This window comes from Curtobacterium luteum, assembly GCF_014646995.1.
Classification (GTDB): domain Bacteria; phylum Actinomycetota; class Actinomycetes; order Actinomycetales; family Microbacteriaceae; genus Curtobacterium; species Curtobacterium luteum.
On sequence record NZ_BMOI01000002.1, the window covers coordinates 50680 to 65127 of the forward strand.

General features: G+C 72.0%; 16 protein-coding genes. 5 read left to right on the top strand and 11 right to left on the bottom strand.

What is annotated here, in order from left to right; translation table 11 throughout:
* Positions 1–28: 28 nt before the first annotated feature.
* Both IEY20_RS03595 and IEY20_RS03600 read right to left on the bottom strand, forming a co-directional pair.
* Positions 29–643, bottom strand: coding sequence for a DNA-3-methyladenine glycosylase I (locus tag IEY20_RS03595; protein WP_175329504.1), 615 nt, complete (start codon positions 641–643; stop codon positions 29–31).
* A gap of 36 nt (positions 644–679) precedes the next feature.
* Positions 680–1096, bottom strand: a complete 417-nt coding sequence (locus IEY20_RS03600; protein ID WP_175329505.1) for a VOC family protein — start codon at positions 1094–1096, stop codon at positions 680–682.
* Here IEY20_RS03600 and IEY20_RS03605 point away from each other — a divergent pair.
* Positions 1077–1727, top strand: coding sequence for a DUF3800 domain-containing protein (locus IEY20_RS03605; protein ID WP_175329506.1), 651 nt, complete (start codon positions 1077–1079; stop codon positions 1725–1727). The genes IEY20_RS03600 and IEY20_RS03605 overlap by 20 nt on opposite strands.
* Positions 1728–1973: 246 nt before the next feature.
* On the opposite strand, the gene IEY20_RS03610 is transcribed toward IEY20_RS03605, so the two are convergent.
* Positions 1974–2300 carry a hypothetical protein gene (locus tag IEY20_RS03610; protein ID WP_175329507.1) on the bottom strand — a complete coding sequence of 109 codons (327 nt, stop codon included), beginning with the start codon at positions 2298–2300 and terminating at the stop codon, positions 1974–1976.
* Positions 2301–2321: 21 nt separating this feature from the next.
* Positions 2322–3992: a sodium:solute symporter family protein gene (locus tag IEY20_RS03615; protein WP_175329508.1), complete on the bottom strand. Its 1671-nt coding sequence runs from the start codon at positions 3990–3992 to the stop codon at positions 2322–2324.
* Positions 3993–4135: 143 nt separating this feature from the next.
* Here IEY20_RS03615 and aroQ point away from each other — a divergent pair, with 143 nt between their 5' ends.
* Positions 4136–4588: a type II 3-dehydroquinate dehydratase gene (gene aroQ, locus IEY20_RS03620; protein WP_022903679.1), complete on the top strand. Its 453-nt coding sequence runs from the start codon at positions 4136–4138 to the stop codon at positions 4586–4588.
* Positions 4589–4734: 146 nt separating this feature from the next.
* Here aroQ and IEY20_RS03625 read toward each other — a convergent pair whose 3' ends face one another.
* Positions 4735–5331: an NAD(P)H-dependent oxidoreductase gene (locus IEY20_RS03625; protein ID WP_031273517.1), complete on the bottom strand. Its 597-nt coding sequence runs from the start codon at positions 5329–5331 to the stop codon at positions 4735–4737.
* A 95-nt stretch (positions 5332–5426) separates the two neighbouring features.
* Between IEY20_RS03625 and IEY20_RS03630 the strand changes: the two genes are divergently transcribed.
* A complete protein-coding gene (locus IEY20_RS03630) occupies positions 5427–5891 on the top strand; it encodes an MSMEG_6728 family protein (protein ID WP_022903677.1) in 465 nt (154 codons plus the stop codon).
* Between the two features lie 366 nt (positions 5892–6257).
* Here IEY20_RS03630 and IEY20_RS03635 read toward each other — a convergent pair whose 3' ends face one another.
* From IEY20_RS03635 to IEY20_RS03660, 6 genes are all read right to left on the bottom strand, one after another.
* Entirely contained in the window at positions 6258–6551 is a 294-nt protein-coding gene (locus IEY20_RS03635) for a hypothetical protein (RefSeq protein ID WP_022903676.1), read from the bottom strand.
* 102 nt (positions 6552–6653) lie between these two features.
* Entirely contained in the window at positions 6654–7793 is a 1140-nt protein-coding gene (locus tag IEY20_RS03640) for a cysteine desulfurase family protein (RefSeq protein ID WP_188888915.1), read from the bottom strand.
* 1 nt (position 7794) lies between these two features.
* A complete protein-coding gene (gene nadC, locus IEY20_RS03645) occupies positions 7795–8703 on the bottom strand; it encodes a carboxylating nicotinate-nucleotide diphosphorylase (RefSeq protein WP_175329510.1) in 909 nt (302 codons plus the stop codon).
* The gene (gene nadB / locus IEY20_RS03650) at positions 8700–10319 is read right to left on the bottom strand and encodes an L-aspartate oxidase (RefSeq protein WP_175329511.1); all 1620 of its coding nucleotides are present in this window, start codon (positions 10317–10319) and stop codon (positions 8700–8702) included. Before nadB ends, nadC begins: the two co-directional genes overlap by 4 nt.
* A 32-nt stretch (positions 10320–10351) precedes the next feature.
* Positions 10352–11623 (bottom strand): quinolinate synthase NadA, encoded by a 1272-nt coding sequence (nadA, locus tag IEY20_RS03655; RefSeq protein ID WP_175329512.1) that lies wholly within the window; start codon positions 11621–11623, stop codon positions 10352–10354.
* An 8-nt stretch (positions 11624–11631) separates the two neighbouring features.
* On the bottom strand, positions 11632–12339 hold the full coding sequence (locus IEY20_RS03660; protein WP_022903370.1) for an NUDIX hydrolase: 708 nt from the start codon (positions 12337–12339) through the stop codon (positions 11632–11634).
* A 103-nt stretch (positions 12340–12442) separates the two neighbouring features.
* On the opposite strand from IEY20_RS03660, the gene IEY20_RS03665 reads away from it, so the two are divergent.
* Positions 12443–12724 carry an acylphosphatase gene (locus IEY20_RS03665; RefSeq protein ID WP_022903371.1) on the top strand — a complete coding sequence of 94 codons (282 nt, stop codon included), beginning with the start codon at positions 12443–12445 and terminating at the stop codon, positions 12722–12724.
* Positions 12725–12876: 152 nt separating this feature from the next.
* Entirely contained in the window at positions 12877–14352 is a 1476-nt protein-coding gene (locus IEY20_RS03670) for an MDR family MFS transporter (RefSeq protein ID WP_175329513.1), read from the top strand.
* The last annotated feature ends 96 nt before the right edge of the window (positions 14353–14448 follow it).

A 14448-nucleotide genomic window follows, 5' to 3' on the forward strand; every position in this document is an offset into this window, starting at 1 on the left:
GTAGCCCTGCCGGTCGCCGGTGGTCCGGTCAGCCCCAGACGCCCGAGGTCCCTCGGCGGTGGCTGCCGACCAGGTGCGTGTCGACGATCCCGAGCGCCTCCATCAGCGCGTACATCGTGGTCGGCCCGACGAACGCGAACCCCCGCTTCCGCAGCGCCTTCGACAGCGCGACCGACTCGTCGGACGTCGTCGGGACGTCCGCGAACGTGACCGGCTCGGGCGTGCGGTCGGGTCGGAACGACCAGACGAAGTCGGCCAGTCCGCCGTCCTGTCGGAGCGCGATCGTCGCGTTCGCGTTCGTGATGGTCGCGAGGATCTTCGCCCGGTTCCGCACGATGCCCGCGTCAGCCATCAGCCGCGCGACGTCGTCCTCCCCGAACTCGGCGACGGTGTCCGGGTCGAAGTCGGCGAACGCGGCCCGGAACGCCGGGCGCTTCGCGAGGATCGTCCGCCAGGACAAGCCGGACTGGAACGCCTCGAGCGACAGCCGCTCGAACACTCCCCGCTCGTCACGGACGGGCATGCCCCACTCCGTGTCGTAGTAGTCGCGCAGCAACGCGTCGGTCGATGCCCACACCGGGCGGGCGAGGCCGTCCTCGCCCACGACGAGGGACGGCGGCGTGACGGTCGGCTCGGTGCTCACCAGCCCATCCTGGCGTCCACGGCCGACACACGACCGCTACTCGCTCGGCGGGCCGTCCTGCATCGCGGCCTGGTCCATCCAGACGTGCTCCCAGTGGTGACCGTCGGGGTCGGTGAAACTCCGCTGGTACATGAAGCCGAGGTCCATCTCCGGGCGGTCCTCGTGTCCACCGGCCATGACGGCGGCGTCGACGACCCGGTGCACGTCGTCCTTCGAGTCGGCGCTGAGGGAGTTGATCACCTCGATCGTGTCCGGGTCGGCGATCGTCTTGTCCGTGAACTCGGCGAACTTCGCGTGCGTGAGGAGCATCACGTACACGGTGTCGCTCACCACGGCGCACGCGGCGGTCTCGTCGGTGAAGTCGGAGTCGATCGGGTAGCCGAGGGCCTCGTAGAAGGACTTCGACCGGTCGAGGTCGGCGACCGGCAGGTTGATGAACACCATCGTGGGCATGGGGGCTCCTTCGCTCCCCCCAGAACCTCTCGAACACCACTGCTCTTCCGCAAGCACGTATCAGACCCGGAACCGCGGTGATACACAATATTCTGGTCTGATGCGGACGGCGTACGTGGATGAATCCGAGCCAGGTGGCGGGCTCGACCACACCGTCTACGTGCTCGCAGCCGTCGTGATCACCTCGGAAGAGAGCGAATCGGCCCGGGCAGCCATCCGCGACGCCACGCCACGACGCATGCGGAAGCTCCACTGGTACGAGGCCCTCCCGGCGCAGCGCATCTCGTGGCTCGACCTCCTCCGGCGAGCGGTCGAGGTCGTCGTCGTCCGGTACGACGGTGCGGCTGCCAGGGTCGAGCGCCGTCGGCGCCACTGCCTCGAACGACTCGTGTGGGAACTCGAACGGCGCGCGGTCGACCGCCTCGTGCTCGAATCGCGCGGGAAGGCCGGCGATGACGGCGATCGTTCCATGCTCGACGCGCTGCGGCGGCGCGGTGTCGGGAGGAGCATCCGGCACGAGCACATCCGCGGAGCTGACGAGCCACTGACAGCCCTCGCCGATCTGGCGTGCGGCGCGCACATGGCGGGCTACGACCGAGCGGTCGACGCCACAGTCATCCTTGTGAACTGAGACCGGTCCGGACAGCGCAAAACCCCGGGCCCGCGCTGGCTGCAGGCGTATCCGGGGCTCACTTCCGACCGAGCAGCACGCGGTCGACATATCAATACTAGGCCGCGATCGCTGAACGTGTCAACGCGAGCACTGGATTCCGCGACCGGCAGGGCGGACGCGAGCCGCGCCTCCAGGCCGGAGCCCATCCGGACGACCGACGGCCGCCCGCAGGAGCGGACAGCCGTCGGACGGAACGCGGTGGGATCAGGCGAGGTCGCGACCCTCGCCGGCCGCCTTCTGGTGCTCCTCGGCCTCGGCCTGGCCGATGATGTCCGACGCCGGCACCGGGTTCAGCCGGTCCCACAGGAAGAACAGCAGCCCGCCGACGAGCAGGGAGAGCCCGACCCACAGGTTGATGTGGATGCCGCCGGTCTTGATCGGGTCGGTGTTCCAGTGCACGATCCCGACGATGGTCGTGATCACGCCGTAGAGGACGAAGAGCCCTCCGAGGATGCGCCGCAGGTCGAGTCGGCGGGTGGAACGGACGAGGGCCTGCTGCTCCTCGGTCATCGTGGTGGTGTCGTCACGCATGAGCGATCTCCTTCGAGCGGATCAGAGGAACGGGAGGTAGAGGGCGACGCACAGCACGAGGGCGACGGTGCCGAGCAGCGCGGGCGAGCGGTACCACGCGGTGTCGGTCGCCACGGCCCCCGCGGTCATGTCGATCTTGCCGACGCCGTACACCAGTCCGCCGAGCTCCGAGACGTCCTTCGGCTTGGTCGCGAGCGACACGACGACGGCCACGACGAGCACGGTGACGAACGAGATGATCGCGCCGTAGAGGGTCTCCGCGGTGGCGGTCGCGAACAGCTCCGGGTTCACGAGGTAGGCGATCCAGGTGATCGTCGGCGCGATGATGCCGAGGACGTACCCCCAGAGCGCGCCCGCGGTCGTCATCCGCTTCCAGAGCAGGCCGAGGATGAAGACGCCGAACAGCGGTGCGTTGAAGAACGAGAACAGCGTCTGCATGTAGGTCATGATGTTGCCGGCCTGCGCGGCGAGGAACGCGGTCCCGATGCCGACGAGGACACCGGCGACGGTCACCCAGCGCCCGGTCTTCAGGTAGTGCAGGTCGGGCATGTTCGGCTTGATGTAGCGCTGCCAGATGTCGTACGTGAAGACGGTGTTGAACGACGAGACGTTCGCGGCCATGCCGGCCATGAACGAGGCGAGGAGGCCCGTGACGGCGATGCCGAGTACGCCGGTCGGCAGGTACATCTGGATGAGCTTCGGGATCGCGTCGTTGTAGGTGAGCGCACCCGAGGCGAACTGGTTGCCGACGACCGCGGCCGCGATGAGGCCCGGGATGACGACGATGAAGGGGATGAAGAGCTTCGGGAGCGCCGCGATGAGCGGGGTGCGGCGGGCGGCCGACATGTTCTTCGCGGAGAAGGCGCGCTGCACCTCGGTGAAGTTCGTCGTCCAGTAGCCGAACGAGAGCACGAACCCGAGGCCGAGCACGATCGCGAGCCAGTTCGCACCGATCGGGTTCGTCACGTCGCCGATGCCCGTGCCGGCCCAGGTCTGCAGGTGCTGCACGCCCTGGGTGTTCTTGATGGCCTCGGTCAGACCGCCCCAACCCCCGACGCGGTGCAGGCCGACGATGGTCAGCGGAACGAGGCCGGCGATGATCACGAAGAACTGCATGACCTCGTTGTAGATCGCGCTGCTCAGGCCGCCGAGGGTGATGTAGGCGAGGACGAAGGCCGCCGACACGAGGATCGCGAGCCACTCCGGCCAGCCGAGCATCGCCTCGATGACGATCGCCATCGCGTAGAGGTTGATGCCCGCGATGAGCACGTTCGACACCGCGAAGGCGATCGAGTTCACCAGGTGCGGGGCCTTGCCGAAGCGGCGGAGCATGAACTCGGGCACGCTCCGGACCTTCGACCCGTAGTAGAAGGGCATCATCACGAGCCCGAGGAACACCATCGCGGGCACGGCACCCACGAGGTAGTAGTGCAGGGTCGCCATGCCGATCTGCGCGCCGTTCGCCGCCATGCCGAGGATCTCGGTCGCGCCGAGGTTCGCGGACACGAACGCCAGGCCCGTGATCCACGCCGGCATCGACCGCCCCGAGAGGAAGAAGTCCATGCTCGTGCGCACCTGCCGACGAGCGGTGAACCCGATGCCGATCACCACCGCGAAGTACACGATGATCATCAAGTAGTCGACCCAGCCCAAGTCGAGCCGGATCCCGCTGTTCGCTGCCGCGAGAACCATTCACACTCCACGTCGATGTGTTGCAGCCGACAACTCCGCCGGCCCGGACGGAGACGCTACACCGATTTGTGACCGTTCACATAGCCAGCGCATGTTCCTGCTGGTACCGGCACCCGCCCGGCCTGCTCGCTAGGCTCGGACCCATGACCGCCCCGCGCATCCTCGTGCTCAACGGCCCGAACCTCGACATCCTCGGCCGACGCGACCCGGCGCAGTACGGCACGACGACCCTGGCCGAGATCGAGGCCATCGTGCACACCGAGGCCGCGGTCCACGAGCTCGAGGCCGACTTCCGCCAGACCAACCGCGAGGGCGAGCTCGTGGAGTGGCTGCACGAGGCGCTCGACGACTTCGTCGGGGTGGTGATCAACCCCGCGGCCTACGCGCACACGTCGGTGGCGCTCCACGACGCGGTCGAGGCGCTCACCGTGCCCGTCGTCGAGGTGCACCTGTCGAACACGTGGAAGCGCGAGCCGTTCCGGCACGTCGACCACGTGGCGACCGCGGCGACGGCGGTCATCGCCGGCGCTGGAGCCGACGGGTACCGGCTCGCGGTCGCGCACGTCGCGTCGCTGGTGGCGGACCCCACCGACTGACGGCCTGGAGGCACGGTGCGGGCCCGGCCCGCGCCTCCCGTCCGCCTGATGGTCGCGACGGCACGGGGTGAGCGACCCCGCCCATCGGACGGCGTCCGGCGGCGCCGACGGCGGCCCGCGGCCCGCGGCCCGCGGCCCGCGGCCCGCTAGAACTCGGCGGGACGGCGCACGTCGGGCATGCCGGCCGTGGCGAAGCCCCCGCGGATGATCGGGACGGCCCGCCGGACGGCCTGGTCGATGCGGAGCTCGAGGTCGACGCTCGCGATGTCGTACCCGCCCTCGCGCTTGGCGAAGTCGCGCTCGTTGCCGAACACCCCGAGCGGCAGCGTCGTCGACTGGAAGAAGCCGAACAGCGGCCGCATCTGGTGCTCGACGAGCAGGGCGTGCCGGTCGCTGCCGCCCGTCGCCGTGAGGAGCACCGGGGTGTCGACGAGGTCGTACTGCCCGACCCAGTCGAAGAAGAGCTTGAACGCGCCCGAGTAGGCGGCGCGGAAGGCCGGGCTGCCCACGACGAGGACGTCGGCCGACTCGACGAGCTCGAGCGCGCGGACCGTCGCCGGCGCCATGGCCTCCCGCGAGCCGGCTGCACCGAGGTCCGCCAGGAGCGGGCCGATCTCCACGGTCTCGGTCCGAGCGTCCTCGATCTCCTGCCCGAGCCGCTCGACGGTCGCCGCGACCAGGGTCGAGGTCCGGGACGGGTCGGACGGGCTGCCGCTGACACCGACGACGAGTTCTCCGCTCATGCCGTCGATGCTCACACGCGGGGCGGGCCCGAGGTGCGCGTGTGACGGCATGTGTCGGGCAGCACTGCCAGAGCGCGGCGCGTACGGTCGGGTCGATGCAGACGTTCCTGCCGTTCGCGGACTTCCGGGCTTCGGCCGAGGTGCTCGACGACCGACGACTCGGCAAGCAGCGGGTCGAGACGCTCCAGGTGATGCGTGCGCTGACGATCCCCGGGTACGGGTGGCAGAACCACCCCGTCACCGCGATGTGGCGGGGGTACCGACCGGCGCTCATGGCGTACCAGGACGCGACCTGCGCGGTCTGGGTCGAGCGCGGGCACCCGGACACCTGTCGTGACAAGACCGTGGCGGACCTGGCGCTCGTGCCCGAGGACCTCGAGGCGTACGCGTCCGGTCGGTTCGCGGTGCCGCCGTGGAACGACGACGAGGAGCTGCACCGGTCACACCGGTCGAAGCTGCTGCAGAAGGCGCCGGAGCACTACCGGCCGCTGTTCCCGGACGACCCGGACGACCTGCCGTACGTCTGGCCGGGAACGGTCGCGGCGGGCGCTCGCGACTGACGGCCGGCGCTCGCGGATGACGGCCGGCGCTCGCGAATGACGGCCGGCGCTCGCGAATGACGGACGGCGCTCGCGAATGACGGCCGGCGCTCGCGACTGACGCGGGCCGCACGAGCGCGCGGTCAGGCGGTCCCGCGGCATGCGTCGCGGGCACGGGCGACACCGGCCCGCCGTGGGCGTCAGGGGACGGCGTCGTCCAGGGGATCGACGCCACGCCCACGGCGGATCGCGGTGTGCGGCGGGGCACGACGACAGGGGGATGCCGTGCCCCGCGCCGGACGCAGATCAGGGGTTCGCGTCCGGCTGGGTGCACCGCGCGCCCACAGGGGGACGGACGTCGCGGTGCTGGTCGGGCAGTGGTGTACCTCAGTGGGGGTGTTCGGTGTCCCCTCGGTACCGGTCCGATTCGGTCGGTGTGGGCATCGACCGGCGCTCGGATCCGTGGGCGGCGGCTCGGTCGCAGGCCGGCCGGATCATCGGGAGCAGGGCACTCCCGACGGTCGCGAGGGCGCCGACGACGGCGATGACCCCGAGGGGTCCGGCGCCGAGGTCGTGCTGGGCGGCCACGACGAGCGCGAGGACGGTCGCGGGGGCGGGGAGGAGCTGGACTGCCCGGAAGCGGTCCTCCCGCCGGACCCGAGTCGTGATCGCGTTTGCCATGAGGACAGCCTGACGCACTTCAGCGGTCCGCAAAAGGGGGGACACGTCCCCACTCATGGAGTAGAACGTCTAGTACACTCTGCGAAGGTGCCGGGCGGTCGGTCAGGCCAGCGCGCGCACCGCGGCGACGGCGTCCCGCACTGCCTCGACGACGAGCGGGACGTCGGCCTCGGTGAGCGTCTCGTCGAAGGTCAACCGCACGGCCGACCGCGCGGTGTCCTCGTCGAGCCCGAGCGCGGTGAGGACGTGCGACGCCTCGGTGCTGCCAGCCGCGCACGCGCTCCCCGAGGAGGACACGACGTCGCGCTGCTCCAGTTCCAGCAGCACGGTCTCGCCGTGCACGCCCGGGAAGCAGAACGAGGCGTGCCCCGGCAGCCGGGCCGTCCGCGAGCCCGTGACGATCGACCCGGGCACCGCGGCGAGGACCCCGTCGAGGACGGCCTCGCGCGTCCGGGTCGCCCGGTCCGCCGCGTCCGCCCGCTCCCCCGCGTGCAGCGTCAGCGCCGTGGCGACCGCGACCGCGCCAGCGACGTCCTCCGTGCCCGACCGCCGCCCCCGCTCCTGCCCGCCCCCGTGCAGGAGCGGCTCCAGCGGCGTCCCCGAACGCACGACGAGGACGCCGGTGCCCTTGGGCGCACCGAGCTTGTGACCGGACAGCGAGACGGCGTCGGCGTCGGTGTCGGACGGCCCGACCGGCAACCACGGCGCGGACTGCACCGCGTCGGTGTGGAAGCGGGCGCCGACCGCGCGAGCGACCGCCGCGAGCGCTCGGACGTCCTGGACCGTGCCGACCTCGTTCGATGCGTGCGCGATCGACACGAGCGTGGTGTCCGGTCGGAGGGGCGCGGCGAGTACCTCCGGGTCGACCACGCCGTCCCCGTCGACCGGCAGCACCGTCACGTCGAAGCCGTGGTGTCGCTCGAGGTACCGGCAGCTCTCGAGCACGGCCTCGTGCTCGATCGCGCTCGTGACCACGTGCCGTCCCCGGGGAGCTGCGAGCGCGATGCCCTTCACGGCCGTGTTCGCCCCTTCCGTCCCGCCGGTGGTGAACACGACCTCCGCCGGGCGGCACCCGAGCACCCGGGCGGCCGCGGCGCGGGCGTCGGCGAGACCCCGCGCAGCGGCGTCGCCGACCCCGTGCGTCGACGAGGGGTTCCCGAACGTCCCCGTCAGGTACGGCCACATCGCTTCGAGGACCTCGCGGCGGACGGGCGTCGTGGCGGCGCGGTCGAGGTAGAACACGTCAGGCCGAGACGGCGACGTCGAGCCCGAGGTCGAGGGCCCGTGCCGAGTGCGTGAGGGCGCCGACGGAGATGACGTCGACCCCGGTGGCGGCGATCGCGGCGACCGTGTCGAGGTTCACGCCGCCCGATGCCTCGACCAGCGCGCGCCCGCCGACGACCGCGATGCCCTCCCGGAGCGCGTCCGGCCCGAAGTTGTCGAGCATGATCGTGTCGACGCCGGCCGCGACCACGGGCTCGATCTGGTCGACCCGGTCCACCTCGACCTCGAGGTGCACCGTGTGGCCGAGCCGCTGGCGGGCGGACCGGACGGCGTCGCCGATGTCGATGCCGTCGGCGAGGAGCACCGCGAGGTGGTTGTCCTTCGCCATCACCGCGTCGGACAGCGACGTGCGGTGGTTCCGCCCGCCGCCGCAGCGCACCGCGTAGCGCTCGAGTGCGCGGAGGCCCGGCGTCGTCTTGCGGGTGTCGACGATCCGCGCCTGCGTCCCCGCGACGGCCGCGACGTAGGCCGCGGTGAGGGTCGCGACGCCGGACATCCGCTGCACGAGGTTGAGGGCCACGCGCTCGGCCCGGAGCACGGACCGCGCCGGGCCGGACACCGTCACGAGGGTGTCCCCCGCGTCGAACCGGGACCCGTCCGACACGTGCACCTCGGCCGTGATCGACGGGTCGACGGCGTGCATCACGCTGACGAACACGCCGCCGCCGCTCAGCACGCCGGGCTCGCGGGCGGCCAGGGTCGCGGTGGCCGTCGCCGTCGCGGGGATGAGCGTCTCGCTCGTGACGTCGCCCCAGGGTGCGTCCTCCTCGAGCGCGGTCTCGACCACCCGGCGGAGCGCGTGCGACGGGATCGTGCCCGGATCGGTGACGGCGAGGCGGTCGGTCGTCGGTGCGGTCACGTCGGTCATGCGGGTACCTCCTGCGGGACGGCGGCGGGTCGGGAGACCCAGCCGTGCGACCGCGTGGCTCGGGGGTCGGTGTCGGGGTGGTCGGTCCGGGCGTGCGCGCCGCGGGACTCGGTGCGGGCCTCGGCGGCGAGCGCGGTCAGGCGGGCGAGGTCGAGCAGGCCGCGGTCCTCGTGCTCGCGGACGCCGGTGGGCGCCGGCACGACCAGGTGGTCGAGGTCGCGACGGGCGCTCGCGAGTCCGGTCGCGTCGCGGAGGAGCCCCACGCGGTCCGTCATGACGGACTGCACCGCCCGGCGGACGTCCGCCACGTCGGTGCGGTGGTCCGGGCCTCCCGTCCGGTCCTGCCGGGAGGCACGGCGCGCGTCCGCCGCGTCGCCGACGGTCACGACGTCCAGCGCCGCGTCGCCGCGCAGGCCGAGTCGGCCGGGTCGCGGCGCGCCGAGCGCGTCCGCTGCGCGGACGGCGAAGACGAGGCCCTCGAGGAGCGAGTTCGACGCGAGCCGGTTGGCGCCGTGGACGCCCGTGCAGGCGACCTCCCCGATCGCGAGGAGCCCGGGCAGGCTGGTGCGGCCCTCGGCGTCGGTGGCGATGCCGCCCATCGCGTAGTGGGCGGCGGGTGCGACGGGCACGCCCTCGCGCGTCCAGTCGAACCCGGCGGCACGGGTGGCCCGGGTGAGTCCGGGGAACCGACGGACGAGGAACGCGGGGTCGAGCGCCGTGGCGTCGAGGAGCACGGGCTCACCGCCCTGGTCGCGGACGGCGGCGGCGATCCCCCGTGCCACGACGTCCCGCGGGGCGAGCTCGGCGTCGGGGTGGACGTCGGTCATGAACCGGCGTCCGTGCACGTCCCGGAGGACCGCGCCCTCGCCGCGCACGGCCTCGGAGACCAGGCCGCCGTCCGGCACGGCGAGACGTGTCGGGTGGAACTGGACGAACTCGAGGTCGGCGAGGACCGCACCGGCGCGCCACGCAGCCGCCTGCCCGTCGCCCGTCGCGACGAGCGGGTTCGTCGTCTCGCGGTAGAGGTGCCCGGCACCGCCGGAGGCGAGCACGACGGCGTCGGCGTCGATCCGGCGCGGCTCACCGAGGAGGTCGAGGACGTCCGACCCGACGACGGCGCCCTCCCGGACCACCAGGTCGACGAGGCAGGTGCGCTCGAGGATGGTGACGTGGCGGCGGTGCAGCGCGTCGACGAGGGTCCGCTCGATCGCGGCCCCCGTCGCGTCGCCGTCGGCGTGGACGACACGCCAGCGGCCGTGCGCTGCCTCGCGCCCGCGGGCGAGGTCGTCGCCGTACCGGTCGAGGCTGGCGCGGTCGGTGGTGCGGTCGAACGGCACACCGAGGGCGAGCAGGTCGCGGACGCGGGCCGGCCCGTCGGTGCAGAGGACCTCGACCGCGCGGACGTCGGCGCTGCCGGCCGCCGCGACGTGCGTGTCCGCCTGGTGCAGTGCGGCGGAGTCGTCCGCGCCGAGCGCCACGGCGACCCCGCCCTGGGCGTACGCGGTCGCGCCGTCGGTCAGCGACCCCTTCGTCACCAGGGTGACGTCGTGGCGGCTGCTCGCGCGGATCGCTGCGGTGAGCCCGGCGATCCCGGACCCGACGATGACGACGTGCACGGTGTGTTCCTCCCGTCCCGGCGGCTCGGGCGTCAGCCGCGCGGCTTGGCCGCGAGCATGCGCTCGAGGGCGACCTTGGCGTCGGCCTGCACGTCGGCGGGCACGACGATCTCGTTGAGGACCTCGCCGCGGACGAGCGCCTCGAGCACCCAGGCCAGGTAGCCCGGGTGGATCCGGTACATCGTCGAGCACGGGCAGACCACCGGGTCGAGGCAGAAGATCGTGTGCTGCGGGTACTCCGCGGCGAGCCGGTTCACCATGTTGATCTCGGTGCCGATCGCGAAGGTCGTCGGCTCGGTCGCCGCGGCCACGGTCTTCCGGATGAGGTCGGTGCTGCCCGCGTGGTCCGCCGCGTCGACCACGGCCATCGGGCACTCCGGGTGGACGATGACCTGCACGCCGGGGTGGTCGCGCCGGGCCTGCTCGATCTGGTCGACGGTGAACCGGCGGTGCACCGAGCAGAAGCCGTGCCAGAGGACGACTCGGGCGTCGAGCAGGGTCTGCTCGTCGTTGCCCCCGAGCGCCTTCCGCGGGTTCCACATCGGCATGAGGTCGGTGCTGATGCCCATCGCCTTGGCGGTGTTGCGGCCGAGGTGCTGGTCGGGGAAGAACAGGACCCGCTGCCCGCGCTCGAACGCCCACTCGAGGACGGTGGCTGCGTTCGAGCTCGTGCAGACGATGCCGCCGTGCCGACCGCAGAACGCCTTGAGGTCCGCCGCGGAGTTCATGTAGGTGACGGGGATGACCGGGACGCGGCCGTCGGCGTCCGGCTCCGTGCCGTAGACCTGCTCGAGCTCGGCCCAGGCCTGCTCGACGCTGTCGATGTCGGCCATGTCGGCCATCGAGCACCCCGCGGCGAGGTTCGGCAGGATGACCCGCTGGTCGTCCCGGGCGAGGATGTCGGCGGTCTCGGCCATGAAGTGCACACCGCAGAACACGATCGCCTCGGCGTCGGGCTTCGTCAGGGCGGCGTTGGCGAGCTGGAACGAGTCGCCGAGGAAGTCCGCGTGCCGGACGACCTCGTCGCGCTGGTAGAAGTGCCCGAGGACGACGACCCGGTCGCCGAGGGTGGCCTTCGCCCGCTCGATGCGCTCGTGCAGCTCCTCGTCGCTCGCGGTCTTGTACTCGTCCGGGATGCCGCCCTGCCGCGGGGCACCGGTCGGGATGACGTCGGACATCGACGAACCCGGACCGTACCCGGGCCGGGAGTCGAAGGTCCAGGTCGGCATCGCGAGGTCCGGCGTGCACGTGGCGCCGTCGGCCTTGCCGTTGGAGATGCGTTCGATGGTGGTGGCGATGGACACGTCGGTTCCTATCGGTGCTTCGGTGTGGTGGCCGGCTGCAACGGACCGTTGTCCGCGTACGCCAGGTCGGGGTTCGAGCGGTAGAGCCGGGCGGGTCGGTGCCGCCCCCCGCTCGTGGTCTCGTCCGTCGGCAGGACCGCGTCGGTCTTCTCGACCTGCCGCCGGAAGTTCGCGGGGTCGAGCGCTCGCCCGAGCACCGCCTCGTAGACGCCGCGGAGCTCGGCGAGCGTGAACCGGTCGCCGAGGAACGCCTGCGCGATGCGGGAGTACGACATCTTGTTCCGCAGGCGCCAGAGGGCGTACGCCACGATGCGGTCGTGGTCGAACGCGAGCGGCGGGTGCTCGTCGGCGAGGAACCACCGGACGTTCCAGTCGTCGGGCACGACGTTCGCCTCGTCCGGGTGCACCAGGGCCCAGTACACGATGGACACCACCCGGTTCGGCGAGCGGTCCACGTCGCCGAACGCGTACAGCTGCTCGAGGTACCGCGGCTGCACGTTGGTGGTCTCGCGCAGGCGTGCGGCCGCCGAGTCCTCGAGGCCCTCGTCCGGCTGCACCCAGCCGCCCGGGAGCGCCCACGACCCCTCGAACGGTTCGGCGACGCGGCGCACGAGCGGCATCCACAGCGCCGGTGCGCCGGTGTCGGGGTGCGGGCGCAGCGCGACGATCACGGTGGACACCGCGACGCGGATGGGGGCTTCAGGAGATAGTGTCATTGTGACTCGAAGTGTTCGGGTTGCGATGACTCTATCACCGGGTTTCACGAGTCGGTAACACCGCCGAAAACTCGTCCGTTGAGCGCACGCCTACGGTGAGGGCATGACGACGGTGACGAGGATGCACGCGGTGGTTTCGGGCACGGTGCAGGGGGTCGGTTTCCGGTACTGGACGGCACGGAAGGCGGACGGGCTCGAGCTCGTCGGGTACGCCCGGAACCTGTTCGACGGGACGGTCGAGGTCGAGGCGGAGGGGCCGTCGCCGGCCGTCGACCGTCTCATGGAGCTGCTGCAGAGCGGACCCCCCTCTGCCGAGGTGACCGAGGTCGCGCTGCGCCCGGTCGTCCCGCACGGCGACACCGAGGGGTTCTCGATCCTCCACTGAACGCGGTGCACGGCGGAACGGCGGGGTCGCGTCCGAGCGGACCTGCCGCGTGTCGGGCGGAAGCGGAATAATCGAATCCGTTCAGGCGGTTGCCCTGTCTGCGCTCCGGCGCCCCCTCGTCCCGCACGTCGCGATCCTCCCAGGAGCCCCGCATGACCCAGGCCGTCGATTCCGCACCCCGGACCGGGAGCGTGACGCAGCCGTCGCCCGGCGAGACCCGACTCGTGATCGGACTCCTGCTCGTCTCGGCCTTCGTGGTCATCCTCAACGAGACGATCATGGGCGTGGCGCTGCCCCGGCTCATGGACGACCTCGGGATCAGCGCCGCCACCGGGCAGTGGCTCACGACCGGCTTCCTGCTCACCATGGCCGTCGTGATCCCGGTCACCGGCTTCCTGCTGCAGCGCTTCGACACGCGTCCGGTGTTCGTGTGGGCGATGAGCCTGTTCTCCGCCGGGACCCTGATCGCACTCCTCGCGCCCGGGTTCTCGATGCTGCTCGTCGGACGCATCGTCCAGGCCAGCGGGACGGCGATCATGATGCCGCTCCTGATGACCACCGTGCTCACCCTGGTCGAGCCCGCGCACCGCGGTCGCGTCATGGGCAACATCTCGATCGTCATCTCCGTCGCACCGGCCGTCGGCCCGACGATCTCCGGGCTGATCCTCAACGCGTTCTCGTGGCGGTGGCTCTTCGGCTTCGTGCTGCCGATCGCGATCGCCGCGCTCGTCCTCGGCATGGTCAAGGTCCGGAACGTCTCGACGCCGCGGAAGGCCCCGATCGACGTCGTGTCGGTGGTCGTCTCCGCCGTCGCGTTCGGCGGCATCGTCTACGGCCTGTCGAGCATCGGCGAAGCGGGATCGACCGGGCCGCTGGTGCCGGTCCTGTCGCTCGTGGTCGGGTTCGTGGCGCTCGCGCTCTTCGTGTTCCGCCAGACCCGTCTCCAGCGCACCGACTCCGCCCTGCTCGACCTGCGCACGTTCCGGACGCGCGGGTTCACGGTCCCGATCGTCGCGATGGTGATCAGCTTCATGGCGATGTTCGGCACGCTCATCCTGCTGCCGATCTACATTGAGCGCGTCCTCGGGCTCGAGGTCCTGCAGGTCGGGCTCCTCCTGCTCCCCGGCGGCCTCATCATGGGCCTGCTCTCCCCGGTCGTCGGTCGCGTCTACGACCGCCGTGGCCCGCGGGTGCTCCTCGTCCCGGGGGCGATCATCGTCAGTGCCGTCCTCTGGGCGCTCTCGACCGTCGGTGTCGAGACCAGCGTGTGGTTCGTGCTCGGCGCACACGTCGTGCTGAGCATCGGACTCGCCCTGACCTTCACGCCGCTGTTCACCGCGGCGCTCGGCGGACTCCCGCCGACGCTGTACTCGCACGGCAGCGCGGTCCTCGGCACCGCCCAGCAGCTCGCCGGTGCGGCCGGCACCGCGCTCTTCGTGACGCTGCTGACGATCGGGGCGGCCGGCGCGGCGACCTCGGGCGCGGACGACGTCGCGGCGGCCACCGCGGTGGGCGTCCGGACGGCGTTCCTCGTCGGGGCGGTCATCTCGCTGGTGGGCATCGCGACCGCCTCGATGGTCCGCCGCCCGGCGACCCCGGAGGGCGCGCCCGCTCCCGCGGTGCACTGAGCCCGGGCACGTCGGCGCGCCGCCGCGTCGCCGGGGCCCGCTGCGGCCGTCGTTCCCTCGGGGCAGGTCGGCACGCACCCCACCCCGGCTGCCGGC

Bases quoted from the DNA above. Each gene is read 5' to 3' on its own strand.
- IEY20_RS03605 (WP_175329506.1), top strand. From the start codon at position 1,077: ATGAACACCATCGTGGGCATGGGGGCTCCTTCGCTCCCCCCAGAACCT.
- IEY20_RS03600 (WP_175329505.1), bottom strand. From the start codon at position 1,096: ATGCCCACGATGGTGTTCATCAACCTGCCGGTCGCCGACCTCGACCGG.
- IEY20_RS03610 (WP_175329507.1), bottom strand. From the start codon at position 2,300: ATGCGTGACGACACCACCACGATGACCGAGGAGCAGCAGGCCCTCGTC.
- IEY20_RS03615 (WP_175329508.1), bottom strand. From the start codon at position 3,992: ATGGTTCTCGCGGCAGCGAACAGCGGGATCCGGCTCGACTTGGGCTGG.
- aroQ (WP_022903679.1), top strand. From the start codon at position 4,136: ATGACCGCCCCGCGCATCCTCGTGCTCAACGGCCCGAACCTCGACATC.
- IEY20_RS03625 (WP_031273517.1), bottom strand. From the start codon at position 5,331: ATGAGCGGAGAACTCGTCGTCGGTGTCAGCGGCAGCCCGTCCGACCCG.
- IEY20_RS03630 (WP_022903677.1), top strand. From the start codon at position 5,427: ATGCAGACGTTCCTGCCGTTCGCGGACTTCCGGGCTTCGGCCGAGGTG.
- IEY20_RS03635 (WP_022903676.1), bottom strand. From the start codon at position 6,551: ATGGCAAACGCGATCACGACTCGGGTCCGGCGGGAGGACCGCTTCCGG.
- nadC (WP_175329510.1), bottom strand. From the start codon at position 8,703: ATGACCGACGTGACCGCACCGACGACCGACCGCCTCGCCGTCACCGAT.
- IEY20_RS03660 (WP_022903370.1), bottom strand. From the start codon at position 12,339: ATGACACTATCTCCTGAAGCCCCCATCCGCGTCGCGGTGTCCACCGTG.
- IEY20_RS03665 (WP_022903371.1), top strand. From the start codon at position 12,443: ATGACGACGGTGACGAGGATGCACGCGGTGGTTTCGGGCACGGTGCAG.
- IEY20_RS03670 (WP_175329513.1), top strand. From the start codon at position 12,877: ATGACCCAGGCCGTCGATTCCGCACCCCGGACCGGGAGCGTGACGCAG.